The organism is Phytobacter palmae (genome assembly GCF_039409775.1).
GTDB classification, from domain to species: Bacteria; Pseudomonadota; Gammaproteobacteria; order Enterobacterales; family Enterobacteriaceae; genus Phytobacter; species Phytobacter palmae.
The window spans coordinates 193261-218415 of sequence record NZ_JBCIVJ010000008.1 but is presented as its reverse complement, the minus strand read 5'-3'; the positions used below and the strand labels follow the sequence as shown (position 1 = coordinate 218415).

Annotated in this window: 25 protein-coding genes and 1 riboswitch; of the genes, 9 read left to right on the top strand and 16 right to left on the bottom strand. The window is 54.3% G+C overall.

Annotated elements, in window-relative coordinates:
- The 4 genes from AAIG39_RS12415 to yvcK all read right to left on the bottom strand — a co-directional run.
- Positions 1–506 (bottom strand): histidine kinase dimerization/phospho-acceptor domain-containing protein (locus AAIG39_RS12415; protein ID WP_343193969.1); only part of this gene is annotated, 506 nt, incomplete at its 3' end.
- A gap of 2 nt (positions 507–508) precedes the next feature.
- Positions 509–1180, bottom strand: coding sequence for a two-component system response regulator PmrA (pmrA, locus tag AAIG39_RS12410; protein ID WP_047371194.1), 672 nt, complete (start codon positions 1178–1180; stop codon positions 509–511).
- On the bottom strand, positions 1177–2820 hold the full coding sequence (gene eptA, locus AAIG39_RS12405; RefSeq protein ID WP_343193968.1) for a phosphoethanolamine transferase EptA: 1644 nt from the start codon (positions 2818–2820) through the stop codon (positions 1177–1179). Before eptA ends, pmrA begins: the two co-directional genes overlap by 4 nt.
- Before the next feature lie 112 nt (positions 2821–2932).
- Positions 2933–3841: a uridine diphosphate-N-acetylglucosamine-binding protein YvcK gene (yvcK, locus tag AAIG39_RS12400; RefSeq protein ID WP_079498591.1), complete on the bottom strand. Its 909-nt coding sequence runs from the start codon at positions 3839–3841 to the stop codon at positions 2933–2935.
- Positions 3842–4067: 226 nt separating this feature from the next.
- Positions 4068–4212: riboswitch (molybdenum cofactor riboswitch) on the top strand.
- Here yvcK and moaA point away from each other — a divergent pair.
- The 7 genes from moaA to AAIG39_RS12365 all read left to right on the top strand — a co-directional run bounded on the left by moaA (position 4200) and on the right by AAIG39_RS12365 (position 8454).
- Complete coding sequence (gene moaA / locus AAIG39_RS12395; RefSeq protein WP_249568655.1) at positions 4200–5189, top strand: GTP 3',8-cyclase MoaA; 990 nt, start codon at positions 4200–4202, stop codon at positions 5187–5189. It overlaps the preceding riboswitch by 13 nt.
- 20 nt (positions 5190–5209) lie before the next feature.
- A complete protein-coding gene (gene moaB / locus AAIG39_RS12390) occupies positions 5210–5722 on the top strand; it encodes a molybdenum cofactor biosynthesis protein B (protein ID WP_090086882.1) in 513 nt (170 codons plus the stop codon).
- Positions 5723–5725: 3 nt separating this feature from the next.
- Positions 5726–6211 (top strand): cyclic pyranopterin monophosphate synthase MoaC, encoded by a 486-nt coding sequence (moaC, locus tag AAIG39_RS12385; protein WP_343193967.1) that lies wholly within the window; start codon positions 5726–5728, stop codon positions 6209–6211.
- Complete coding sequence (gene moaD / locus AAIG39_RS12380; RefSeq protein ID WP_090086886.1) at positions 6204–6449, top strand: molybdopterin synthase sulfur carrier subunit; 246 nt, start codon at positions 6204–6206, stop codon at positions 6447–6449. The genes moaC and moaD overlap by 8 nt, the downstream gene beginning before the upstream one ends.
- Before the next feature lies 1 nt (position 6450).
- Positions 6451–6903, top strand: a complete 453-nt coding sequence (gene moaE / locus AAIG39_RS12375) for a molybdopterin synthase catalytic subunit MoaE (RefSeq protein WP_343193966.1) — start codon at positions 6451–6453, stop codon at positions 6901–6903.
- Between the two features lie 58 nt (positions 6904–6961).
- Positions 6962–7669 carry a Bax inhibitor-1/YccA family protein gene (locus AAIG39_RS12370; RefSeq protein ID WP_090086890.1) on the top strand — a complete coding sequence of 236 codons (708 nt, stop codon included), beginning with the start codon at positions 6962–6964 and terminating at the stop codon, positions 7667–7669.
- A gap of 83 nt (positions 7670–7752) precedes the next feature.
- The gene (locus AAIG39_RS12365; protein WP_343193965.1) at positions 7753–8454 is read left to right on the top strand and encodes a Bax inhibitor-1/YccA family protein; all 702 of its coding nucleotides are present in this window, start codon (positions 7753–7755) and stop codon (positions 8452–8454) included.
- On the opposite strand, the gene AAIG39_RS12360 is transcribed toward AAIG39_RS12365, so the two are convergent.
- Genes AAIG39_RS12360 through AAIG39_RS12350 form a run of 3 tightly spaced genes read right to left on the bottom strand, consistent with a single transcriptional unit; the run spans position 8451 to position 11421 of the window.
- Positions 8451–9419 (bottom strand): lysylphosphatidylglycerol synthase domain-containing protein, encoded by a 969-nt coding sequence (locus AAIG39_RS12360; protein WP_343193964.1) that lies wholly within the window; start codon positions 9417–9419, stop codon positions 8451–8453. The two genes, AAIG39_RS12365 and AAIG39_RS12360, sit on opposite strands and share 4 nt — an antisense overlap.
- Positions 9419–10663, bottom strand: a complete 1245-nt coding sequence (gene clsB / locus AAIG39_RS12355) for a cardiolipin synthase ClsB (RefSeq protein WP_090086897.1) — start codon at positions 10661–10663, stop codon at positions 9419–9421. Before clsB ends, AAIG39_RS12360 begins: the two co-directional genes overlap by 1 nt.
- The gene (locus AAIG39_RS12350; RefSeq protein WP_090086899.1) at positions 10660–11421 is read right to left on the bottom strand and encodes an endonuclease/exonuclease/phosphatase family protein; all 762 of its coding nucleotides are present in this window, start codon (positions 11419–11421) and stop codon (positions 10660–10662) included. The genes clsB and AAIG39_RS12350 overlap by 4 nt, the downstream gene beginning before the upstream one ends.
- Before the next feature lie 132 nt (positions 11422–11553).
- Here AAIG39_RS12350 and AAIG39_RS12345 point away from each other — a divergent pair, with 132 nt between their 5' ends.
- A complete protein-coding gene (locus AAIG39_RS12345) occupies positions 11554–11955 on the top strand; it encodes a YbhQ family protein (protein WP_090086900.1) in 402 nt (133 codons plus the stop codon).
- A gap of 18 nt (positions 11956–11973) precedes the next feature.
- Here AAIG39_RS12345 and AAIG39_RS12340 read toward each other — a convergent pair whose 3' ends face one another.
- From AAIG39_RS12340 to cecR, 5 genes are read right to left on the bottom strand one after another with little or no spacing between them, the layout of a single operon-like run.
- Entirely contained in the window at positions 11974–13080 is a 1107-nt protein-coding gene (locus AAIG39_RS12340) for an ABC transporter permease (RefSeq protein ID WP_090086902.1), read from the bottom strand.
- 9 nt (positions 13081–13089) lie between these two features.
- Positions 13090–14220, bottom strand: coding sequence for an ABC transporter permease (locus AAIG39_RS12335; RefSeq protein WP_090086904.1), 1131 nt, complete (start codon positions 14218–14220; stop codon positions 13090–13092).
- On the bottom strand, positions 14213–15949 hold the full coding sequence (locus AAIG39_RS12330) for an ATP-binding cassette domain-containing protein (RefSeq protein WP_090086906.1): 1737 nt from the start codon (positions 15947–15949) through the stop codon (positions 14213–14215). Before AAIG39_RS12330 ends, AAIG39_RS12335 begins: the two co-directional genes overlap by 8 nt.
- Complete coding sequence (gene hlyD, locus AAIG39_RS12325; protein ID WP_249568648.1) at positions 15942–16937, bottom strand: secretion protein HlyD; 996 nt, start codon at positions 16935–16937, stop codon at positions 15942–15944. Before hlyD ends, AAIG39_RS12330 begins: the two co-directional genes overlap by 8 nt.
- Positions 16934–17608, bottom strand: coding sequence for a transcriptional regulator CecR (cecR, locus tag AAIG39_RS12320; RefSeq protein WP_090087150.1), 675 nt, complete (start codon positions 17606–17608; stop codon positions 16934–16936). Before cecR ends, hlyD begins: the two co-directional genes overlap by 4 nt.
- 301 nt (positions 17609–17909) lie before the next feature.
- Here cecR and rhlE point away from each other — a divergent pair, with 301 nt between their 5' ends.
- Positions 17910–19256 carry an ATP-dependent RNA helicase RhlE gene (rhlE, locus tag AAIG39_RS12315; RefSeq protein ID WP_343193963.1) on the top strand — a complete coding sequence of 449 codons (1347 nt, stop codon included), beginning with the start codon at positions 17910–17912 and terminating at the stop codon, positions 19254–19256.
- An 88-nt stretch (positions 19257–19344) separates the two neighbouring features.
- On the opposite strand, the gene AAIG39_RS12310 is transcribed toward rhlE, so the two are convergent.
- The 4 genes from AAIG39_RS12310 to AAIG39_RS12295 all read right to left on the bottom strand — a co-directional run bounded on the left by AAIG39_RS12310 (position 19345) and on the right by AAIG39_RS12295 (position 25094).
- Positions 19345–20304: an alpha/beta hydrolase gene (locus AAIG39_RS12310; RefSeq protein ID WP_343193973.1), complete on the bottom strand. Its 960-nt coding sequence runs from the start codon at positions 20302–20304 to the stop codon at positions 19345–19347.
- A gap of 63 nt (positions 20305–20367) precedes the next feature.
- Positions 20368–21759, bottom strand: a complete 1392-nt coding sequence (locus tag AAIG39_RS12305; RefSeq protein WP_090086914.1) for a glycoside hydrolase family 1 protein — start codon at positions 21757–21759, stop codon at positions 20368–20370.
- Between the two features lie 9 nt (positions 21760–21768).
- Positions 21769–23241 (bottom strand): glycoside hydrolase family 1 protein, encoded by a 1473-nt coding sequence (locus tag AAIG39_RS12300; protein ID WP_343193962.1) that lies wholly within the window; start codon positions 23239–23241, stop codon positions 21769–21771.
- Between the two features lie 11 nt (positions 23242–23252).
- Positions 23253–25094, bottom strand: a complete 1842-nt coding sequence (locus tag AAIG39_RS12295) for a beta-glucoside-specific PTS transporter subunit IIABC (protein ID WP_343193961.1) — start codon at positions 25092–25094, stop codon at positions 23253–23255.
- Positions 25095–25155: the final 61 nt, after the last annotated feature.

Sequence of the window (25155 nt, the reverse complement as noted above, 5' to 3'; positions counted from 1 at the left end):
ATTAACTCCAGATGCAGGCGCAGACCTGCCAGCGGCGTGCGTAACTCATGAGCTACGTCGGCAGTAAACAGGCGTTCGCGATCCAGGGTAACGGTAAGACGAGAAACCAGTTGATTGATTGCAGAGGCTACGGCTTCCACCTCACGTACCGGATTTTCCAGCACAATGGGTTCAAGATTACCCGGCGTACGCGCATCCAGCTCGCGCTGTAATGCCGACAGGGGGCGGGTAATGGTTTTCAACGCCTTAAAACAGAGCAGAAGGGCGAGGCCAATGATCAACAGGCTCGGCACCAGCAGACTGGCGACAGCTTCGTGCACTTCATGCTCGATCTGTTTGTGATTGTTATGGTTGTGAATAGCGCTTTCCACCAGGAGCTGGACTTGCTCTTTGCTCTCATGCCATAGCCAGAACACGCTCACCAGTTGACAAACCACCAGAATGGCTCCGACGGTGAGCAGCAAACGGCTTCGCATCGACCAGTTCTTGAGCTGAAATATCGCCATGCTTATTCCTGTTTATCGGCGTGGATCAACATATACCCGTAGCCGCGCACGGTGCGGATACGCGATTTGCCGATTTTGTCACGCAGATTATGGATATGCACTTCCAGCGTATTAGTGGCCGGTTCGTTATCCCAGTTGTAAATGTCGTTATAGAGGATTTCACGGTGCACCGGCGTGCCCACTTTCATCAGCAGGCGTGACAGCAGCGCGTACTCTTTTGGCGTAAGCTCCAGCAACTCTTCGCTGAGCCATACCTGACGGCGGGTCAAATTCAGTCGCAAATTACCATTCGTTAATTCACTGTCCGCCTGATTATTGTGGCGACGCAGCAGGGCACGAATACGCGCGTTAAGCTCTTCGAGTGCAAAAGGCTTGACCAGATAATCATCCGCGCCGGTATCCAGCCCGGAAATACGATCGGCGAGCGTGTCCCTGGCGGTCAAAATCAATACCGGCAGCGTAAACTTCTCGCGGCGGACGCGCTCCAGGAAATGAAGGCCATCTTCATCCGGCAGGCCGAGATCAAGCACCATCAGACTGTAGTGTCCGGTTGCCAGACTCAGGCCCGCTTCATGCGCGGTGGATACGCCATCGCAGGCGTATCCTTCACTTTGCATGGCCAGAATCAATCCCTGTAATAACAGTGCATCGTCTTCTACGACCAGAATTTTCATTTCGGCTCTCCACGGCAGGCAGTCAAAATATCATCTTGCGCACGGTACTCCTTCGTACTGACCCCTGTCATACCCAACATGGTCGAGAAGAGATTATCCTGCGAAAAGTGCTTTTGCTGTGCCTCTTTTTGCAGGCACTGATTATCTACGCCGTAACGCTTTTGATAATCCTCAGACAGCCAAATAAGCATCGGGATATGTTTTTGTGTTTCCGGGGCGATGGAATAAGGCAAACCGTGTAAATAGACCCCGTCTTCACCCAGCGATTCACCATGGTCAGAAAGATAGACCAGGCTGGTGGTGAATTTATCCTGTTTTGATTGCAGTAATTTAATGGCTTTGTCGACAATATAATCAATATACAAAATGGTGTTGTCGTAAGTGTTCACCAGTTGTTCCTGCGTACAGGTCTGAATTTGGCTGGTATCGCAGGTCGGGGTAAATTTACGAAACGCCGCCGGGTAGCGGTTATAGTAGGTCGGCCCATGGCTACCAATAGTGTGCAATACAATGACGCCGTCATGTTGCAGGTTATTGATATAGTCTTCGAGCTGATGAAATAACGCTTCATCCTGGCATTCACCGTCAATACATAACCCTGGCAGATTCAGCGCAGTCACGTCCTGATGAGGAACCCGATCGCAGGCACCTTTGCAGCCACCGTCGTTTTCATTCCACAACACCTGGATGCCTGCGCGCTGAATAATATCCAGCAGCCCTTCCTGATGATGGGCCAGTTCTTCGTCGTAATTCTGGCGCGGCATGTTGGAGAACATACAGGGCACCGAAATGGCCGTTGCCGTACCACAAGAAGTGGTGTTCGGGAAATAGACCACATTATCCTGTTTTAAACGCGGATTGGTGTCATGAGCATAACCGCCCAGCGAAAAGTTAGCGGCACGCGAGGTTTCGCCGACGATCAAAATGGTCAGGTTTTTACGCGGGCCATTTTGCATTTGCGCGCCTTGTTGTGCGTCTTCGCCAATACGCACCAGCGGTAAATTATCCATGCGATGATGGCTATACCAGGATAAGCCTGCGGTGATGCTGTTTGATGGACTGAGCGATTTAACCAGTTCTTTATTATTACGAAATAGTGAGGCGTAATCTTTATAGAATAACAGCGCAACGAAAACGATCAGTAATGCAGAAACCGCAATGCTAACGAGGCGACTGATAATACTGCGCCAGGTCGAGACCGGCGCTTTGATTTTAATCCACCAGGCGATAAGCACCATTAACACGCCTGAAAACAGCAGCACCACAATCATACGAGGTGATAGCAGGGCGAAACTTTCAGCCGGCGTGGTATCCAGAATATTGGTCACCATTGAGCGGTCGATAATAATGCCAAAGCTCATGATGAAATATTGCGCTGCCGCGCTGACCAGAACAAAGAGGCTGATCGTCAGACGGTCCAGGCGTAAAAACGAGGCCAGGGTTAAGACAATATTGATAACGCTGAAAGCCACGACAGGCATTGAGGCAAATACCAGCGCGTTATGCAAAGAGTCCACTGGCAATAAATTAAATGCCTGGCGATAAAATGCGATGTTTAATATCAGTGCGATATAGAGCGCAAATAAAATCAGAAAGCTCAGGCGGCTTAAGGTCGGCCGGGAAAGACGAAAAGTAGGCATGACAACGATCCTGACAAAGACAGGATCACTATTCTGAACAAGAATCTTTAAGACAACCTTAAGAAATTAAGGAAACGTGACGGCGCGAGCACAAATCGTACTCGCAGCGCTATTAACCCAGGGCCTGAACCGCTTTTTCCAGCGCTTCACGCAGCAAATGTCTGTCATGGCGGTAAGGGATATCGCTGGCTTCCAGCACCCCCTGAATAACTACCCGGTCAGAGACAGCAGAGACATCCACTTTTGGCCCAACAATAACGGCATCAATGATCGGTTTACCGACATACTGCTCCATGATTGTCAGCTTATCCTTAAGCGTCAGGTTGGCTGCGGCCACACTCAGCTCTCTGCCGAGGTTACCGATATAGACCACTGGCGCGGGGGTACGGCGCAATGCCTGAGAAAGATCTTCCAGCAGCAGTAACGGCAACAGGCTGGTATAAAAACTCCCCGGGCCAATTAAAATCAGATCCGCTTCGGCAATCGCCTGAACGGCCTCCCGCGTGGCGTGTACTTTAGGGAACAGCATCAGTTCCTGTACCGGAGATTCCAGCAGGTCGATATTCACTTCGCCATAGACCATATGGCCTTCGTTGTCTGTTGCCATTAAATCAACCGGCTGCTCAGACATCGGGATAAGAAAAGCATCCACTTTTAGCAGATTACGAATAAGATTTATCGCCTCCAGAGGGCGCACGCTAAGGTGGTCTAGCGCCTTTAACATCAAATTTCCGAGGTTATGGCCGGAAAGTTCGCCATTACCGCTGAAACGATACTCAAACATCGCCGAAGCGACGCTGGGTTCAGTAATAAGCTGATTTAAACAGTTGCGCATATCGCCCCAGGCAATCCCTCCCTCAGAGCGGCGAATTCGCCCGGTGGAACCGCCGTTATCCGTGGTCGTCACAATGCCGGTGAGCCGCGAGCCTAATGATGATAAAGCCGACATCACGCGGCCCAGACCGTGCCCACCGCCAAGCGCAACGACGCGATCCAGATCCGCAAGAGTGCGATTACGCATAAACCTTCCTTATAAATGATTACCGCGCTACGTTAACCTAAATACCACCTAATGACGATGCTGTGCAGGGTGGAAAATGACGTATATCAAAGCAAAAAAGGGATTTTCACGTACTCTGTAATGAAAATGCACGATCATGTCGCTATATAAAAGTTTATACAGCGTTAATGATGTTGGCGAAACAAAACGCTTCGCGCTACTATCGCCATAACGAATTTATCTCGTTACGCACAACATACACTCTAGCCTCTGTACCTAAGTCTGACGATAGGGTCCTTTGGCCGTGGCGATACCACCGGTATCAGCCACCAGGGTGCAGGAAGAAATGACTGCATCTCCCGTATTTGGAAAGGTGTACATGGCCACACAACTGACTGACCCGTTCGCGCGTAAGTTCTTTTACTTGCGTTTGTCGATCACTGACGTATGCAACTTCCGTTGCACTTACTGCCTGCCCAACGGCTACAAGCCGGGGGGCGTCACCAATAAAGGTTTTCTCAGCCTTGAGGAAATTCGTCGCGTTACGCGTGCGTTTTCTGCTATGGGCACCGAAAAAGTTCGTCTGACCGGTGGTGAACCTTCACTGCGTCGCGACTTTACCGACATTATCGCCGCCGTGCGAGAAAACCACGCTATCCGCCAGCTTGCGGTCACTACTAATGGTTACCGTCTGGCCCGGGACGTGGCGCACTGGCGTGATGCCGGACTGACGGCTATCAATGTCAGCGTCGACAGCCTCGATGCGCGGCAATTTTTTGCGATTACCGGTCAGGATAAGTTCAAGCAGGTGATGGACGGTATCGATGCTGCTTTTGCCGCGGGCTTTGAGAAGGTCAAAGTCAATACTGTGCTGATGCGCGACGTCAATCATCACCAGCTCGACACCTTTCTTTCCTGGATCAAACCTCGCCCCATTCAACTGCGTTTTATTGAACTCATGGAAACCGGTGAAGGCAGCGATCTCTTTCGAAAACACCATATCTCCGGCGATGTGCTGCGCGGCGAACTGCTTAAACGCGGCTGGATACAGAAGCTGCGCAGCCGCAGTGACGGTCCTGCACAGGTTTTCTGCCATCCGGATTATGCCGGCGAGATTGGTCTCATCATGCCCTATGAAAAAGACTTTTGCGCCAGTTGTAATCGGCTACGGGTCTCTTCTGTCGGAAAACTGCATTTATGCCTGTTTGGCGACGGAGGGGTAGATCTGCGCGATCTGCTACAGGATGACAATCAGCAGGCCGCGCTGGAAGCGCGCATTGCCGCGTCCCTTGCGCACAAAAAACAGACCCATTTTCTGCATCAGGGCAACACCGGCATTACGCAAAATCTGTCTTACATTGGCGGATAACGGCCGCAAGGAGAAAAGAAATGAGTCAGGTTAGTACTGAATTTATCCCTACCCGTATCGCGATTCTTACTGTTTCCAGCCGTCGCGGCGAAGAGGATGACACTTCCGGGCATTTCCTGCGCGACTCAGCGCTGGAGGCGGGACATAAAGTGGTGGCGAAAGCCATTGTCAAAGAGAACCGCTATGCCATTCGCGCGCAGGTCTCTGTGTGGATTGCCAGCGATGACGTCCAGGTGGTGCTGATTAACGGTGGCACCGGTTTTACCGATGGCGATCAGGCGCCGGAAGCCTTATTGCCGCTATTTGACCGTGAAGTGGAAGGGTTCGGCGAGGTGTTCCGCATGCTCTCTTTCGAAGAAATTGGCACCTCCACGCTGCAATCACGCGCAGTAGCCGGGATCGCCAATAAGACGCTGATTTTCGCGATGCCCGGTTCCACTAAAGCCTGTCGTACCGCATGGGACAATATCATTGCGCCGCAGCTTGATGCGCGCACGCGCCCGTGTAATTTTCACTCCCACATTAAGCCCTAGTTTATGTCACAACTCACCCATATTAACGCCGATGGCGAAGCGCATATGGTGGATGTCTCTGCCAAAGCCGAAACCGTGCGGGAAGCCCGCGCCGAAGCGTTCGTGACCATGCAACCGCAAACGCTGGCGATGATTATTGACGGCAGCCATCACAAAGGTGATGTCTTTGCCACGGCGCGTATTGCGGGCATTCAGGCGGCAAAACGCACCTGGGATTTAATCCCACTGTGTCACCCGCTGTTGCTCAGCAAAGTGGAAGTGCAATTACAGGCACAGCCTGAGCATAACCGGGTTCGCATCGAATCGCTCTGCCGCCTGAGCGGGAAAACCGGGGTGGAAATGGAAGCGCTGACGGCGGCGTCGGTGGCGGCACTGACAATTTACGATATGTGCAAAGCCGTGCAGAAGGATATGATCATTGGCCCGGTACGCCTGCTGGCGAAAAGCGGCGGTAAGTCCGGCGATTTCAGGATAGAAAAAGATGATTAATGTACTTTTTTTCGCGCAAGTGCGTGAATTGACCGGGTGTGACCGATTAACGCTCAATGAGACGTTTCCGTCTGTGGAAGCGGTGCGTCAGCATCTTGCCGCGCGTAACGATCGTTGGGCGCTGGCGCTCGAAAAGGGCAAACTGCTGGCGGCGGTAAACCAGACGCTGGTGAGTCTTGAAAATCCCCTCGCCGACGGCGACGAAGTGGCCTTTTTCCCGCCAGTGACCGGGGGCTAAGATGGCACAGACACGTATCGTGGTTGACCATGCGCCGTTTAGCGTTGGCGAAGAGTATCAACGGCTTAGCGAGCGAGATGAAGATGGCGCGGTGGTGACCTTTACCGGCAAAGTGCGTAATCATAACCTTGGCGATAATGTCAGTGCTCTGACGCTTGAACACTATCCGGGAATGACGGAAAAGACGCTGGCGGGGATTGTTGACGAAGCGCGAGAGCGCTGGCCGCTGGGTAACGTCACGGTGATTCATCGTGTGGGCGAACTCTGGCCCGGCGATGAAATTGTCTTTGTCGGCGTGACCAGCGCACACCGTAGCAGCGCCTTTGAAGCAGGGCAGTTTATTATGGATTACCTCAAGACGCGTGCGCCGTTCTGGAAGCGTGAAGCCACGGCGCAGGGTGAACGCTGGGTAGAGGCGCGCGATAACGATAAACAGGCGGCGCAACGCTGGTAACGCTTAGTCGGGATTGTGTTAATCTTGAAGCTGGGTATCCACTTTTTCAGGAGTCATTATGGACAGATTCCAGCGTTCCGATTCTATCGTTTCACCTGCCCGCGCCGGTTTGCAAATTTATATGGCGCAGGTCTATGGCTGGATGACCTGTGGGCTGTTGCTGACGGCGTTTATCGCCTGGTATACGGTATTTAATGAAGCCGTATTAATGGCTATCTACTCCAGCCGGATGGTCTTCTTTGGGCTGATCATCGCGCAACTGGCGCTGGTTTTTGTGCTCTCCGGATTGATACACAAACTCAGCGCGGCCATGGCGACCACGCTATTTATGCTCTATTCCGCCCTGACCGGGCTGACGCTCTCGGGCATTCTGTATGCCTACACCGCCGAGTCTATCGCGGCGACTTTTGTCGTGACCGCCGGGATGTTCGGCTCGATGAGCCTTTACGGCTATACCACCAAACGCGACCTGAGCGGTCTTGGCAGCATGCTGTTTATGGGGCTAATCGGTATCATTCTGGCCTCCCTGGTTAACTTCTGGCTGAAAAGTGAAACGCTGATGTGGGCGGTAACCTATATCGGAGTGGTTATTTTTGTCGGCCTGACCGCCTATGACACGCAAAAGTTGAAAAACATCGGTACACAGCTTGATGTGAATGATAAAGCGCACCTGCGGAAATATTCGATTTTAGGGGCGTTAACGCTCTATCTCGACTTTATCAACCTGTTCCTGATGTTGCTGCGTATTTTCGGTAACCGTCGTTAATTCTTATCCCGGATGCGGCGCGGCCCTGTCCGGGCTAAGGATCCACTGGCCCGGATTCTGCTTATTCACCTCAGGGAGAAGAGATGAAACCTTTTGGCTGGCTTTCGCCTGCGCAAATTAAACCCACAGAACTCCTCGTCAATGTCTGCCTGTGGCTGGCGGCGGGCATGGTGCTGGGTATCGGTGTCGCCTGGCTTGCGCTGCGTCTTCCCGTTGTACGGGAGTGGTTTATTCCCGGCCCGGCCATTGTGGTATTGATGATTGCCTTATTTATCAGTGGCCTTATTCTTCACTGCCTGTTTGCGCGCTTTAGTACGCCGGTAGCGCTGTTCTGGCTCATTTTGATGAACCTGCTGACCGGGCTACTTTTCGCCACTCTCTTTTCGCTGGCGGGAACAGCCTTAGCGCTTGGCGTCACTGGCGCGATGTTCGTTGTCAGCGCGGTTATCGCCCATTACGCAGACAGCAATATCAGCGGTGGTGGCTACTATTTGTTGATGTTGCTGGTGGGGCTTAGCGTGACAGCGCTGGTCAATATCGTGCTGCACAATGGTCCGCCGGAATGGGCTGGCTGTGTGGTGATGGTATTGCTGTTCGGATTAACGGCGGCGGGTAGTAGTTCGCGGATCCAGATATCCGCCCGCGAACTCTACATGAAGGAATTTACCACGGTACAGGCCTGCGCCATCCATGGCGCATTGCGGGTCTGGCTGAATATTGCGAACCTGGTGTATGAACTGCTACGTCTGGTAACCTGCGTCATTGATGGTATACGCTCCCGTTAATCAGCCTTTGCCATCGCCTTCTCATTCCTGGCTCGCAATTTCTTCGCCCGGCTTTCCAGTATCAGATAGGCAATCAGTGCCAGCAGAAGCGGGATAAAATAATACAGTACGCGGTAGGCCAGCAGGGCCGCGATAATAATGCCTTGTGACGTATGCTCTCCGGCCAGCAGCGCCAGAAATACGGCTTCCAGTACGCCAATTCCCGCCGGGATATGGACAATCACCCCGGCGATACTGCTGACCAGTAACACGCCCAGTACGAAGAAGAAATTGCTCTGATGCCCCATCAGCAGCCAGATAATCACCCCCATGGCTATCCAGTTGGCGCTGGAAATAGCCATCTGGGCAAGGGCGAATTTCCACGATGGGATCACTAACTTCTGCCCACGAATCGTGAAATGGCGACGTTTCGCAAAACCACAGGCCCACAGATAGAAAGCGATAAAAAGCAACAGCACCACGCCAATAATGCGCAATGTCGTATCGGAAATGTACCAGTGCGCCGGGATGTCCACCACGCCGAACGTGAAGATGATGCCGCCGAGTAAAATATAACCCAGCCAGTTGGTCGTGATACTGAGCGAGAAAATCCGTGTGATGGTACTGCTGGGTAACCCGAGGCGGGAGTAAAGCCGATAACGCATGCCGATCCCGCCCACCCAGGTGCTGAGCGTCAGATTGAAGGCATAGCAGATAAACGACACCAGCATCACCTGGCGTTTAGCCAGTTTGTGCCCGCAATAGGCGCGACCCAGCAGGTCATAGCAGCCATAGATCAGATAACTGACCACGACCAGCGCGGCAGCCCCCATCAGCACCAGGCGGTTATAGTCGTGTATCACCTTCCATACATCATCCCAGTTGACCTTTTGCGCATACAGCACTAACAGGACCGCTACTGCAATAAAAAAGAGCCAGGTAAGAACTTTTTTTGCCAGCCGCCAGCGTGGATGTGATTTCGCCATCAGGATTTTCCCCCCGAATTTTCAGAAGCGATGCGATCCTGAGTCTCTATTTCCGGCTGGACTGGGGGCTTCACCTGGGCCAGCCTTGGCGTATGTGCGGGCAGCCAGCCAACAAGTGCAGGGAAATGGCGCAAGAAGTGGAACACCACCACACTCTTGGCGAGGTTCCACCAGGTACGTTTCGGCGCCATCGACTCGTCTACGCGCAGGCAATCTTTGCTGATAATCGCGTTGAGGTTGTCGCGCAGCGTCTGGTTGAATTCACGATCGTGAATGATCAGGTTGGCCTCCAGATTCAGCGACAAGCTTAATGGGTCCAGGTTGCTCGAGCCGACGGTTGCCCAGTGATCATCCATCAACGCCACTTTGCCATGCAGCGGACGACGGCGATATTCGTAGACCTGTACCCCGCCTTTCAGGAGATAGTTATAGAGCAGCTCGGCACCGACTTTGACGATCGGCATATCCGGCTCGCCTTGTACGATAAGCTTCACTCGTACACCCCGACGAGCGGCGTTTTTCATTGCATGCAGCAGGCGATAGCCGGGAAAGAAGTAGGCATTGGCGATAATCACTTCGCGCTTCGCATTGGCAAGCATTTTCAGGTAATGGCGTTCAATATCATCACGGTGATCATCGTTATCGCGCCAGACGAATAGCGCCTGGGCTTCACCGGGCGTGCGGTTATCCTCTGCCTGATGGCGACGTCGTTGCCACCAGCGTCTGACCGGCGCGTTTTCAGGCAGATTTTCCACTTCGAACTGCAAAATATCGGCCACCACCGGGCCCTCAACCCGCACAGCATAGTCCTGTTTGGCTTCGGGGCCGTAGCTGGTGACATGTTCAGCGGAAAAATTAATGCCGCCGACAAATGCCACCGTGTTATCGATGACCACGATTTTACGGTGCATGCGGCGAAAGACGTTGGTTCGCATACCAAACAGCCGTGGACGGGGATCATAGTAGCGGAAGACAACGCCCGCAGAGGTCAGCGCATTGACGAACTCATCACTGAGATCCGGCGAACCATAGCCGTCGAGCAACACTTCGATATTTACGCCGCGACCGGCGGCTTTGAGTAAAACCGCATGCAGCTCACGACCCACCTCATCTTCAAACCAGATAAAGGTTTCGAGGATAACTTTCTGCTGTGCCTGCTCAATGGCGGCATAGACCGCCGGATAAAAGTTTTCGCCATTTTCGAGAAGCTGGATGCGATTACCCTCTTTCCATGTGCATTTCATAAGTGGATCTCCGCACTTAAAGGGGCATGGTCGGATAAATGGCGCCAGTTGCGCAGCGGCAGCGCTGTGGGCGAACTGACACTGGCATTTTTCACATAGATACGGTCCAGACGTAACAGCGGCAGGCTGACCGGAAAAGTGCGGGCAGGGCGGCCATGGGCGCGGGTAAAGATCTCTTCCAGTCCGGCCTGCACTTTTAACGGATGGTTCGCCCGCTGCCGCCAGTCGTTAAAATCGCCGGCTACCACCACCGGTTCGTTGTCCGGCAGCGAATTTACCCACTCCGCCAGCATGGTGAGCTGTGCCTGACGATGGGCTTCGCGCAAACCCAGGTGCACACAGATCACATGCACAGGCCGATCAATGTCAGGCGGCACAATACGACAATAGAGCAGTCCGCGTTTTTCACTGCCGCCAACGGACACGTCACGGTTCTCATAGTGTTCGATAGGAAAACGAGAAAGCACGGCGTTACCGTGATGGCCTTCCGGATAGACAGCATTGCGCCCATAGGCGTAGTCGCTCCACATCGCGTCAGCAAGAAATTCGTAGTGGGTGGTATCCGGCCAGTTCTCCACATGCAGTGGATGAACCTCATGCGCGCCCATCACTTCTTGCAGGCAAACTATATCGGCGCTGACGGTGCGCACTGCATCGCGAAGTTCCGGTAAAATGAAACGCCGATTGAAGGCAGTAAAGCCTTTATGGGTATTAATGGTGAGTACTTTCAATGAAAATTGACGAGTTTGTTGGGTCATAATTCTCCTGCCAGCCTCACTATCCTGATGAAAATAAATTGTAGTCTCTGTCACAAAAAGATGCGGGGTTACAGAATTTTCTGTAAATATCAGTACTCTTTGTTAAGAGAAAAATTCGTCAGGAGAGATGCCATGAAGTGGCAACAACGTGTTCGTGTCGCAACCGGTCTGAGTTGCTGGCAGATTATGTTGCATATGCTGATTGTGGCGGTGTTAGTAACAGCCTGGATGAGCGGCGCGCTGGTGCGGGTCGGTCTGGGGCTGTGCGTCCTTTATGGCGTTACGGTGCTGCTGATGCTGTTTTTGCAGCGTCACCATGAAGAGCGCTGGCGCGGTATTGGCGATGTCCTGGAAGAGCTGACAACCACCTGGTATTTCGGTGTCGCAATGATCGTGCTGTGGCTACTGTCACGCGTGATGCAAAACAACCTGTTGCTGGCCCTGGTCGGGCTGGTTATCCTCGCCGGTCCCGCCGTCGTATCCCTGCTGGCAAAAGAAAAACGCATCCAGCCCAAATCCTTCAAAGCGCATTAAGGTATGAAGGGCGTAAGGTTACATTACCTTACGCCGGAACATCGCATATGCCACTGAACCCGTTGTGACCGTTATCACCAGTAGCGGCCACACGCTTTGCCAGATAATCGCGAAGCTCGCATCCTTTAGATAGATCTGCTTGGTGATGTCCGTAAAGTGACGGATGGGGTTAATCCATGTCAGATCCTGCAGCCAGATCGGCATATTCTCGACAGGCGATACATACCCCGAAAGCAATATTGCGGGCATCATAAAGACAAACACCCCAATAAACGCCTGCTGTTGCGTCGAGCACAGGGACGAGATCAGCAGGCCGAAGCCTACCAGCGACAATCCGTAGATAAGCATCGTGAAATAGAAGAGCAGTAGCGATCCGGCAAAGGGAATTTTATAGGCGAGGATCCCGGCAAGCAGCACGATAGTGGCCTGGAAGGTGGCGACCACCAGCGCAGGTATCGCTTTACCAACAAAAATCTGCCAGGTCGCCAGCGGTGAGACCAGCAATTGATCCAGCGTACCCTGTTCACGCTCCCGGGCAACCGACAGTGAAGTGACGATCATCACGCCAATGGTGGTGATCATGGCGATAAGCGATGGCACGACGAACCACTTATAGTCCAGGTTTGGGTTGTACCAGTTGCGGATCACCAGTTCGCTATTGTTCGGCTTCGTTTTTCCCTGCATCAGCTCCTGCTGATACTCTTTAACAATCTCTTGCAGGTACCTGGCAGCAATCTGGGCGCTGTTAGAGTTTCGACCGTCGAGAACCAGCTGTAGCGGCGCCTGGGTGAAGGTATCCAGCTTGCGGGAAAAGTCAGCCGGAAAACGCACCAGCAGCAGCGCTTTTTGCTCGTCGATTATCGGGCGAATCTCCTGAGGGCTTTTTAGCATCAGCACATGGGTGAAGGCTTTAGCCCTGGCAAAGCGTTGCGTCAGCTCCACCGCATGTTTGCCATTATCTTCGTTGTAGACGGCGATGGTGGCGTTAGTGACCTCAAGCGTCGCGGCAAACGGGAACAACAGTACCTGGATGACAACCGGCAGGATCAAAATGGCACGGGTCTGCGGTTCACGCAGCAGCGACTGCAACTCTTTGCGAATCAGTGTCCATAAGCGATGAAACATGGTGCCTCCTTAATCCAGCCGCCGTTTGGTTTTCATCCACGTAAGGCCGATAAACATGGTTGCCGAAGCCAGCAGAAACAGCACGTTGATGACCAGTACCACCGGAATATTGCCCGCCAGAAACAGGCTTTGCAGAGTACTGACGAAGTAGCGCGCCGGAATAATGTAGGTCACCGCCCTAATCACCGCAGGCATACTGTCAATCTGGAAGATAAACCCGGATAACATGATCGACGGCAAAAAGGCGGCGTTAAGCGCCACCTGCGCGGCATTGAACTGATTGCGCGTAATGGTCGAAATCAGTAGCCCCATCCCCAGGGTGCTGAGCAGGAACAGGCTGGTGATAAAAAACAGAATCACCAGCGAACCACGATATGGCACCCCGAGAATAAATACTGACACTAACATGCACAGCAGCATTGCCAGCATGCCAAGGAAGTAATAGGGGATAAGCTTGCAGAGCAGGAGCTCTGTACGGGTAACTTCGGTAGAGAGCAGCGCCTCCATGGTGCCGCGCTCCCATTCGCGAGCCACCACCAGCGAGGTGAGGATCGCACCGATCACCGTCATGATGATGGTGACCGCGCCGGGAATAATAAAATGCTGGCTGATAGCCGCCGGGTTAAACCAGTAGCGCATCTGTACGTCTATCAGCGCGTCGAAGCTCTCGCCCCGATCTTCTGCCCGCTGTTGTTGCCAGATCTGCCAGATCCCCTGCACATAGCCCTGAACGAAGTTGGCGGTATTGGGTTCGCTGCCATCGGTGATCACCTGTAGCGGGGCAACCTCACCAGGGCGCGCCATCTGCCCGGCAAAATTCACCGGGATGACCACCAGCCCGCGAATGCGTCCGGCCTGCATCATCTGAATAAGTTGCTGACGATTATCACTGACTGTCGCCTCAAACCAGGGAGAACCGGTCATGGTATGGGCGAAGTCCAGCGCCTCTTCGCTGTGCTGTTCCAGTAAAATGCCCACGCGCAGCTTGCTGGAATCGAGGTTAATGCCGTAGCCAAAAATAAACAGCAGCAATAACGGGATCACCACGGCAATCAGCCAGCTACTGGGATCGCGCACAATCTGGCGCGTCTCTTTGACGCAGAGCGCGCGTACGCGGCGCAGGGAGAGAGGACTATGCATCGTGATGCTCCTTATCCCAGTTATGAATTAGCGTGATAAACGCATGCTCCATGGTCGGGTCGGTGTGCTCTGCATCAGCAGTCTGTGCTTTCAGGGCATCCGGCGTGCCGCTGGCGATAAGCTTACCGCGATAGACCAGCCCGATGCGGTCGCAATATTCGGCTTCGTCCATAAAGTGGGTGGTGACCATTACCGTCACTCCTTTCTCCACCATGCTGTTGATGTGCAGCCAGAACTCGCGGCGGGTCAGCGGGTCGACGCCGGATGTCGGCTCATCAAGAAACAGAATGTCCGGTTCATGCATGAGTGCGCAGGCCAGCGCCAGGCGCTGTTTAAAGCCCAGCGGCAGGGAGTCAGTCGCCTGATTGGCAATCGCTTTAAGGCCAAAGGCGTCCACCATCCGTGTGATCTTATCCTGTTGCGCCCGTCCACGCAGGCCATAGACGCCGGAGAAAAAACGCAGGTTTTGCGCCACCGTGAGGTTGCCGTAAAGGGAGAATTTTTGCGCCATATAACCCAGATGCTGGCGCGCCTGGCCGGAGCTGGTTTTCAAATCCATATTCAGCACGAGTGCTTTACCAGAGGTGGGAACCAGTAATCCGCACATCATCTTAAAGGTGGTGGACTTACCCGCACCATTTGGCCCGAGCAGGCCGAAAATTTCGCCGCGCTTCACGGCAAAGTTGACATGATCGGTGGCAGCGAAATCGCCGAATTTTTTCGTCAGTTGCCGGGCTTCGATCACCGTCTCATCAGGTTTACCGTCCACCGTATGCAGAATAGCCCCCAGTGGCGACTGGGTGAAAGCGGCACCGCCCAGAAGGTCGATAAAGGCGTCTTCAAAGCGTGGCGCGGTCTCGTCAATATCTAACCGGGTCAGTGACGATGCGCTACGCAGAGCATCCACGCTCGATTCCTTTGCCAGAATCACCCGCACAGACCGCCCCTGAATCATCCCATCGCTGACCTGCGGCAGTTTCAGCAAACGTTGCAACAACTGACGGTTATTTTCCTGTGGACTGCTGGCGAGAAAGCTGCGTCCGGCCATGGTTTGCGTCAGCGCGCGCGGTTCTCCCTGGTAAAGCAGTTCCCCTTCGTTCATCAGCAGCACATCGCGGCACTGTTCCGCCTCGTCCAGATAAGAGGTGCTCCATAAGATCAACATGCCGTCTCCGGCGAGAGTATGCACCATCTGCCATAGTTCGCGGCGTGATATCGGGTCCACGCCGACGCCCGGTTCGTCCAGCAACAGCACTTTAGGCTGGCCCACCAGAGTGCAGGCAAGCCCCAATTTCTGCTTCATGCCACCGGACAGTTTACCCGCCAGACGCCCGGTAAAGGGGGCGAGGGCGGTGAATTCCAGCAGTCGGGTAAAGGTCTCTTTGCGCAGATCTCCGGTGACGCTGCGCAGATCGGCGTACAGATTGAGGTTTTCCAGCACCGTGAGATCTTCATACAGGCCAAATTTTTGCGGCATATAACCAAGCGATGCATGCAACTCACTGTTGTTGGCGATGGGATCAAGGCCAATAACCTCCGCGCTGCCTTCATCGGGTTTCATCAGACCGGCGAGCATACGCATCAGGGTGGTTTTCCCGGCGCCATCCGGCCCCACCAGCCCCGTGACATACCCGGCTTTCACGGTGCAGTCCAGGCGGGCGACGGCGGGTTTATCCATCCCGGCGAAGCGCTTGACCAGGCCGTTGAGACGGATCGTTGCCTCACTCATTCCGTGCTCCATTGTCGAAGCGTACGGTAACCGGCATCCCCTGGCGCAGGTCGTCATCGGCGTCGGTGACGATAATGCGCAGCCGGTAAACCAAATCGGTACGCAAATCCGGCGTTTCCACCGTTTTCGGGGTAAATTCAGCCGTCGGGGAGACAAAGCCAATTTTGCCGTGATAAGGCTTATTGGGACGACCATCAACGTAGAGCAACACGGTCTGGCCAGGGCGGGCCTGATGCAAATTGGTTTCGCTGATGTAGGCGCGAACCCAAACCGGGCGGGTCAGGGAGAGCGTCAGAACAGTGCTGCCGGCATTTAACATGCTCCCTGGTTCCACGGCGCGGGTCAGCAGCGTACCGTTCGAAGGCGAGACCAGTTGCGTATCCTGCAAATCCAGCTGTGATTGCGCCAGTTGTGCCTGCGCCTGTTCGAGGCTGGCTTTTGCCTGGGCTATCTCCTGTGGGCGATTACCGGTGCGGTACTGGCTCAGTTTATCCTGCGCTGATTTGAGCGTAGCTTGCGCCTGATCGCGTGATGATCGCGCATTTTCCAGGTCATTAGCGGAAATAGTCCGGCTTTTCCACAGCCCCTGCTGTCGCTGATAAAAATTTTGCGCGTAATCGTAGGCCGCCTGCGCCTGGTTCACCGCCGCTGCCGCCTGGGAAATCTCTTCATCGCGATAACCTGCTGTGACCAGATCGTATTTTGCCTTCGCCGTCGAGACGTTTGCCTTCGCCTGTAAAAGGGCGTTCTCATAAGGGGCTTTGTCAATTTCGCCAAGCGGCTGCCCGGCGGTAATCGCATCCCCTTCATCAACCGCCAGCGAGGCGAGTCGTCCCCCGACCCGGAAACTGAGGTTCACGGTGCGAATATCGACATTCCCGTACAGCGTGAGGGCTGCGGTCTGTCGGCTTTGATACCACATCCAGCCCCCGCCAAGCGCGGCGAGTACGATAACGACAATCAACACGATGACGACAGGCTTTTTCATAACCCGGAACTCCTTGTTAATCCCTGCAGGATAAGATCGATATGGCACGTGATGACCTGGCAAATCAGGTCGGCTTTCTCATCGTCGAATTGCGCCCATCCGGTGCGCAGCAAAATAGTTTCGCGTCCCAGGCGGAAGGCGAGGATCTCGCCGATCAGCGCATGGGTATGCAAAATGGTTTGCGTATCATTGGCTTCTCTGCCGGTGTAAGCCGCAATCAGCCGGGTAAGATGACTGTGCAACGGGGCGATCACCTGGTCATGTACTAACTGGTAGGCGCGGGTAGGGGAGAGCTGTTCGCGCGAAATAAATTTACTCAGATTAAGTGTGTCGTCGTGGGTGAGCAGCACAATCATGTTTTTGCAGGCCTGATGAATCAGGTCTCGTATCGCCTCTTTATCGGGTTCAGCGTGGGTAAACAGCCGTTCGGCAGCTTCGGCGTGGGGACGAAAATTTGCGCCGATAAAATCGGCGATCCACTGGGCGCAGGCGAGATACAGATCCTCTTTTGAACCGAAGTAGTAAGGGATTGCGGCAATATTCTGCCCGGCCAGCGCAGCGATATCGCGTGTGGTGGCATGCAATCCGTATTCGCCAAACTGCGCAAGAGCGGCGGCAATCAACTGGTTTCTGGCCTGTTCACCTTTGCTGGTAGTCGAGTTCATATTCATAGGCGGAATAAAATTAATCAATCGATTGATTAACTTTATGGTGATTTTTTCGCCGTGTCCAGTGGGGGAATATCACCTTTTTAGCGGTAAAAATAACCTGCCGTTGCCCAGGCCACGTGCCATCCGGGTCAGGAGGATCGGAGAAATATTTCTCCAATGATTAGCAGAGCGATATTTTATGCGCTATGTCACAAAAGCTGTTACACTCCGCCCCTTCATGACATTGTGGTTTTTGTCATCCGTCATATTATTATCTCCTCGAAAACTACACCTGTTATGGTCGGGGCGGTGCGGAGTTGTTATGTCTTTTGATTCCCTTGGCCTGAACCCGGAAATTCTGCGTGCTGTTGATGAGCAGGGCTACCGTGAGCCAACCCCTATTCAGCAACAGGCGATCCCTGCCGTGCTGGAAGGCCGCGACCTGATGGCGAGCGCCCAGACCGGTACCGGCAAAACCGCGGGCTTTACCCTGCCGCTGCTGCAACGTCTGGTGCAAAAAGAGCCGCACGCTAAAGGCCGTCGCCCGGTGCGAGCGCTGATCCTGACGCCAACTCGCGAACTTGCCGCGCAAATCGGCGAAAACGTACGCGATTACAGTAAATATCTGAACCTGCGCTCGCTGGTGGTTTTTGGCGGTGTGAGCATTAATCCGCAAATGATGAAGCTGCGTAGTGGTGTCGATATTCTCGTCGCTACACCGGGTCGTCTGCTGGATCTGGAACATCAGAACGCCGTTAAACTGGACAACGTTGAGATTCTGGTACTGGATGAAGCTGACCGCATGCTGGACATGGGCTTTATCCACGATATTCGCCGCGTATTGGCTAAATTGCCTGCGCGTCGTCAGAATCTGCTCTTTTCCGCGACCTTCTCGGATGACATCAAAAGCCTGGCCGAAAAGCTGCTGCGCAACCCACTGGAAATCGAAGTGGCGCGCCGCAATACCGCCTCTGAGCAGGTGACGCAGCACGTTCATATGGTCGATAAGAAACGTAAGCGCGAACTCCTCTCCCAGATGATTGGTGAAGGTAACTGGCAGCAGGTGCTGGTCTTCACCCGCACCAAACATGGTGCAAACCATCTGGCGGAACAACTGAATAAAGACGGTATTCGCAGCGCGGCTATCCACGGTAACAAAAGCCAGGGTGCGCGTACCCGTGCGCTGGCAGACTTTAAATCGGGCGATATCCGCGTACTGGTCGCAACCGACATTGCTGCCCGTGGTCTGGATATCGAAGAGCTGCCACACGTCGTGAACTACGAGCTGCCGAACGTGCCGGAAGATTATGTACACCGCATTGGTCGTACTGGTCGCGCTGCGGCAACCGGTGAAGCGCTGTCGCTGGTGTGCGTTGATGAACATAAATTGCTGCGTGACATCGAGCGCCTGCTGAAAAAAGAGATCCCCCGTATTGCCCTGCCGGGTTACAATCCAGATCCGTCTATCAAGGCCGAGCCGATTGTGAATGGTCGTCAGAGCCAGGGCCGTGGTGGCCGTGGTCAGGGTGGTGGCGGTGGTCGCGGACAACAGCAGCCTCGCCGTAACGATGGTGGTGCGCCGAAAGCGCCACGTGCGCAGGAAGGAAGCAAACCGGCGGGTGAGAAACCGCGCCGCCGTCGCCCGCGTAAACCCGCGGCGAGCGCCTGACGCCTGATGCGACTAACAAGCCCTGCCAACTGGCAGGGCTTGTTGTTTCAGGGTCTTAGCTCACTCCAGAGGGGCGTGAAGAGAAGGGTTATCCCTGCGTTGGTCTGAACTGCGCAATCCACGCCTGGCGCTGTTCCCGCGCCCGTTGCGCTACCCGCGCCTGCGGGTCGGAATTAAATCCGTGATACGCCCCAGGCCATACATTCATCTCTACCGCCACACCCGCGCGAATCAACCCTTGCGCGAAGCGAAGATTCTCATCAAGAAACAGATCCAGCGTGCCCACGCCAAGCCAGGTTGGGGGCAAATGAGTCAGATCCGTAGCCCGTCCCGGCGCGGCATAAACCGACACACCCTCCGAACCCGGCTCGCAGCCCAGAAGGGATGTCCAGCCAAAGCGGTTATATTCACGCGTCCAGACGAACTCGCCGGTGACCGGGTTGGGGTTTTCTTCCGTCACCGTCCGATCGTCGAGCATCGGGAACATCAGGTTCTGAAAGGCAATAGATGGGCCATTGCGATCGCGGGCCAGCAACGCCAGTGAGGCCGCGAGTCCTGCCCCTGCGCTGTCGCCCATTAGCCCAATATGGTCAGGATGAATACCAAGCGCACTAGCCTGTTCGGTCATCCACACCAGTGCGGTATAACAATCCTCCAGCGAGCCCGGAAAGACCGTTTCGGGCGCCAGACGATAATCGACAGAGACAATCACACAGTCGTGTTGCATCGCGGTGGCACCGGTAAGCGACAGCGACTGCTCAGGGCTACCGAACAGATGCCCGCCGCCGTGAATATGCAAAATGCCCATGCGCTTGTGCCCAGGCGCTGCGGGGGCAATAACACAGACTCTGACGGCAGGGTGTGCAGGTGAGGAGATAAGGTGTTCTTCCACCGATAACCCGGTCTCCCGAAAAGTCTGCACGTTAGCCAGCGCTGCCTGCTGGCGCTGTTGGCGAAGGGTGGCGAGAGCATCTTGTGTCAGGGAGAGGGGGCGGCTATCTGCCAGTGCCGGACGTAATTCAGGGTCGACCAAATTCCATGTGTTCATCATGTAGCCTTGTCTGTCATGGTAACGGTGGTGGAGCGGGAAATTTCCCGCTCCGTCATTACCTTACAGCGTTTCGCCATTGCTGGCGATAACCTGTTTATACCAGTCAAAGCTGCGTTTTTTGCTGCGTTTGAGCGTACCGTTGCCGTCATTATCCTTATCGACATAGATAAAGCCGTAGCGTTTTTTCATCTCGCCGGTACCCGCGCTGACGATATCAATCGGCCCCCACCATGTGTAACCCATGATGTCGCAGCCATCGGCCACCGCTTCCGCCATTTCGCGGATATGCTGGCGGCCATAATCAATACGCGCGGTATCATTAATTACGCCATTTTCATCCGGTTCATCCACACCTCCGTAGCCATTTTCGACGACAAACAGGGGTTTACGATAGCGGTCCGCCAGTTCATTGCAGACGATACGGAAACCTTTGGCATCAATCGGCCAGCCCCAGGCGGTTTTTTCGAGAAAGGGATTGTCCTGGCCAACGGTACCGCCGGTGTCGATGCGAAACTCGCCGCCTGCCTGATGTAGTACGCTGCGGTAGTAGCTAAAGCCGAGGTAATCGGATGGGTAGGTAGCGATCAGTTCCAGGTCGCCCTCTTCTATTGCCAGTTCGATATTCTGTTCACGGAAGAGCCGTGGCGTCCAGGCCGGATATTGCCCCAGCATCATCACATCAGAGTAGAACAGAGAACGGCGACGCAGTTGCATGGTCGAGAAGATGTCTTCCGGGTTGCAGGTGGCCGGGTAAACGGTACTCAGCGACAGCATGCAACCTATCTTCGCCTCCGGGATGATCTCGTGACACAACTTGTTAGCCAACGCGTTGGCCACAAACTGGTGATGGTTTGCCTGGTAAAGCTCCTGCGGAGTGGAGTTGGGGTCAACCGCGCCGGTCGCAAAGGGCATACGGTTCATATTGTTCAGTTCATTGAAGGTCATCCAGTATTTGACCTTCTCGCGATAACGGGTGAACACCACCTCGCAGTAGCGGCTGAAAAAGGCCACCAGCTTGCGGTTTTTCCAGCCGCCGTATTCCTGATATAGCGCCAGCGGCGTCTCGTAGTGGGAAAGGGTAATCACCGGCTGAATACCGTATTTCAACAGTTCATCAAACAGGTCGTCATAGAATTTCAGTCCGGCCTCGTTAGGGATGGTTTCATCGCCACGCGGAAAGATGCGCGACCAGGCGATAGAGGTGCGAAAACAGGTGAAGCCCATCTCAGCGAACAGCGCCACATCTTCTTTGTAATGGTGATAAAAGTCGATGGCTTCATGGCTGGCATAGTATTTATGCGGGTCGATAACGGCGTCGTGTTTGCCGGAGGCGATACCGCCGCGTACCACGTCAGCAATGGAGGGGCCTTTGCCGTCCACATTCCATGCGCCTTCTGCCTGGTTGGCGGCAATGGCGCCGCCCCATAAAAAATCTTTCGGGAAAACAGACATATCCACTCCTTAATCCGCCAAATCTTCGCCATTGGAGGCGATCACTTTTTTATACCAGTGGTAACTCTTTTTCAGGGAACGCTTCTGCGTGCCGTTGCCCATGTCGTCCTGATCGACATAGATGAAGCCGTAGCGTTTGGAAATTTGCGCTGTGCCCGCGCTCACCACATCGATCGGCCCCCACCAGGTGTAACCAAACAGATCCACACCATCGGCCAGCGCCTCGCGCATCTGTTCGATATGCAGGCGCAGGTACTCAATGCGGTAATCGTCATGGATGGAGCCATCCGGATTAACGGTATCCACCGCACCAAGACCGTTCTCGGCAATAAACAGCGGCTTCTGGTAGCGGTCATAGAGCTGATTCAGCGCCAGGCGCAGCCCTTTCGGATCAATCTGCCAGCCCCACTGGCTGGTGGGCAGATGCGGGTTGAGAACACCGCCGGTGATCAGGTTACCCTCAGCCCCTGCCAGGTTTTCAGGGTGGGCGCTGACGGTGCTGGACATGTAATAACTAAATGAGACGAAATCCACCGGGTGCTGACGCAGGATCTCATCGTCCCCCACCACTTTTTGCAGTGTGACGCCTTTCTCTGCCAGCATGCGGTCGGTGTAAGCCGGGTAGTAGCCGTGTGCCTGCACATCGCTAAAGAACAACGACACGCGCTGCATCTCTTCGCAGGCCTGTAAATCGTCCGGGTGACAGGTGTGCGGGTAGAGCATCTGGTAGCTGATCATACAGCCGACTTTCGAGTCGGGAATGATCGCATGGCAGGCTTTCGTCGCCAGAGCGCTTGCCACAAACTGGTGATGCGCGCCCTGGTATTTATCCTGCTCAAGGTGCGGGTTATCCTCTTCAATCACCCCGACGCTGACGTACGGGTGGTGTTTCACGCAGTTAATCTCGTTGAAAGTCATCCAGTACTTCACTTTTTTGCGATAGCGGTTAAAGCAGGTCGTCGCGAAGCGCACATAGAAATCCACTAACTGACGGTTCGGCCAGCCGCCGTAATCGGTCACCAGCGCGAGCGGCATTTCATAATGGGACAGGGAAACAATCGGCTCGATACCGTGGGAGAGCAGGGTATCAAACACCTCGTCATAGAACTTAAGCCCGGCTTCGTTAGGCTCGCTTTCATCGCCACGCGGGAAGATACGCGTCCAAGCAATCGACATGCGGAAGCACTTAAAGCCCATCCCGGCGAAGAGGGCGATGTCCTCTTTGAAGTGATGGTAAAAACCATTGCCTTTGCGTTTCGGGTAATATTTGGTGCTGTTCGGATCCTGCGCTTCACGCACCTGGGCATGGGTCATTCCCAGCCACTGATCAAGCCAGCGCTCTTTGGGTGTATTGATGTCAAATGTATACACATCGGATACGGACAGCCCTTTGCCGTCGACGTTCCACGCTCCTTCAAGCTGATTTGCCGCCGTCGCGCCACCCCACAAAAATCCTTCCGGAAATGATTTAGAAAATGTCATGCGCTTGCTCCTCATGCCGCTGATGCGGTCAGTGTCAGAAATTCGTCGCGGCTGGCGATGTCGCCATTCACTTTAACCGGGCTGATATCGCCGTAGTGTTCACTGTTGGTCACCACCAGGATGACGCTCGCATCAATGCCTTCGGCTTTTAATGCGTTGAGATCAAAGGTGACCAGCAGGTCGCCCACTTCGATAACCTGTCCGGCTTCGATATGGCTGGTGAAGTGCCTGCCACCGAGTTTGACGGTGTCGATACCGATATGAATCAGGATTTCTGCCCCGGTATCGCTTTGCAGCGCCAGCGCGTGATGGGTTTCAAAGACCGAGGCCACCTTGCCGTTGACAGGGGAACGTAACTCTCCGGTGGTGGGGAAAATTGCCAGCCCTTTGCCGAAAATCTCGTCGGCAAAAACCGGGTCGCTCAGGGTATTGAGCGCTTTTAGCTCGCCGCTTACCGGCGCAAACAGCTTCTCTTCTGACCGGGCGATGGGCATGGGGCTCACGCCTGCGACGACCGGCTGGGTTGACTCTTCAAACCCCAGAATCACTGTAATAATGGCGGCACAGACAAATGAGATGGCAATACTGACCAGCGCCCATAAGAAAGTGGGACCTACCAGCGCCGGAAGACCGGGCAGACCGCTTAAGGCGAAGGCGTAGGTTTTCACCCCCATCGCCATGGCGAATGCACCGCCGCAAGCCCCGCCTGTCAGCGCTGCGGCAAATGGACGTTTATAGCGGATGTTGACCCCGTACATCGCTGGTTCGGTAATCCCCATCATGGCGCTAAAGCTGGTGGTCAACGCCAGTGATTTGAGCTTCTTATCGCGAGCGCGCAAGAAGACGCCGAAGGCGGCACCGGCCTGCCCGAGATTGGCAATGTAAAAGAGGATCTTGATGGGGTCGAAACCCATGGTACTGATGTTGTTGATCATGATCGGCACGATCACATAGTGCATGCCGGTAATGATGATCAGCGACAAGGTGCCGCCTACTACCACCCCGGCCACGATACCCATATTCTCCACCAGCCAGATAATGCTGCCTGAGAGGGCATTCCCGGTGTAAATCCCCACCGGGCCGATGACGATAAGGGTAATGGGCGTGACAATAAGCAGGCACAGCAGCGGCACAAACATGGTTTTCAGCGGGCCGGGTATAAAGCGGTCAATGAGGCGCTCAACATGACTGAGTAACCACACGGCAAGCAGAATCGGGATCACCGTTGAGGCGTAATTCACGGTTGGAACAGGCAAGCCGATAAAGTTCACCGGCGCGCCTGCTTTAAACAACGTCTGGATAGCCGGGTGAAAGAGAACAGCGGCAAGCGCAACCGCAACGTAAGGGTTCGCACCGAATTTTTTCGCCGCGCTAAAGGAGAGCGCTAATGGCATGAAGTAAAAGACGCCGTCGCTGATTGCCAGCAGGATTTGATAGGTCTGGTTGGTGGTTTCCACCCACTGCATGGCTACCATCAACGCCAGCATGCCTTTCAGAATACCGGCCCCGGCAATAGCCGGAATAATCGGTGAAAAAATGCTCGACAGACCCTCCAGTATGACCGAAACCGGATTACGCCGTTTGGTGGGGCGAGCGGCATGGTCGAGGTCGGGAAGCTCTGCGAGAATGGCTTTACACAAGGGTTCGACGTCGTTACCAATAATGAGCTGGAACTGATCGCCGGAGATATTGACACCCATGACGCCATCAAGGGCTTCGAGGGCCGGGCGGTCGGCCTTGTCGTTGTCTTTAAGCAGAAAACGCAGACGGGTAATGCAGTGAAACAGCGAGAGTATGTTCTCTTTGCCGCCAATCTTGCTGATTATCTGGCGAGCAGTGTCCTGATAATTCATAAAAATTCCTCCAGACTGAAGCCAAAAGCCGGCTTCATCCACAATGACCGGCATTTGCCGG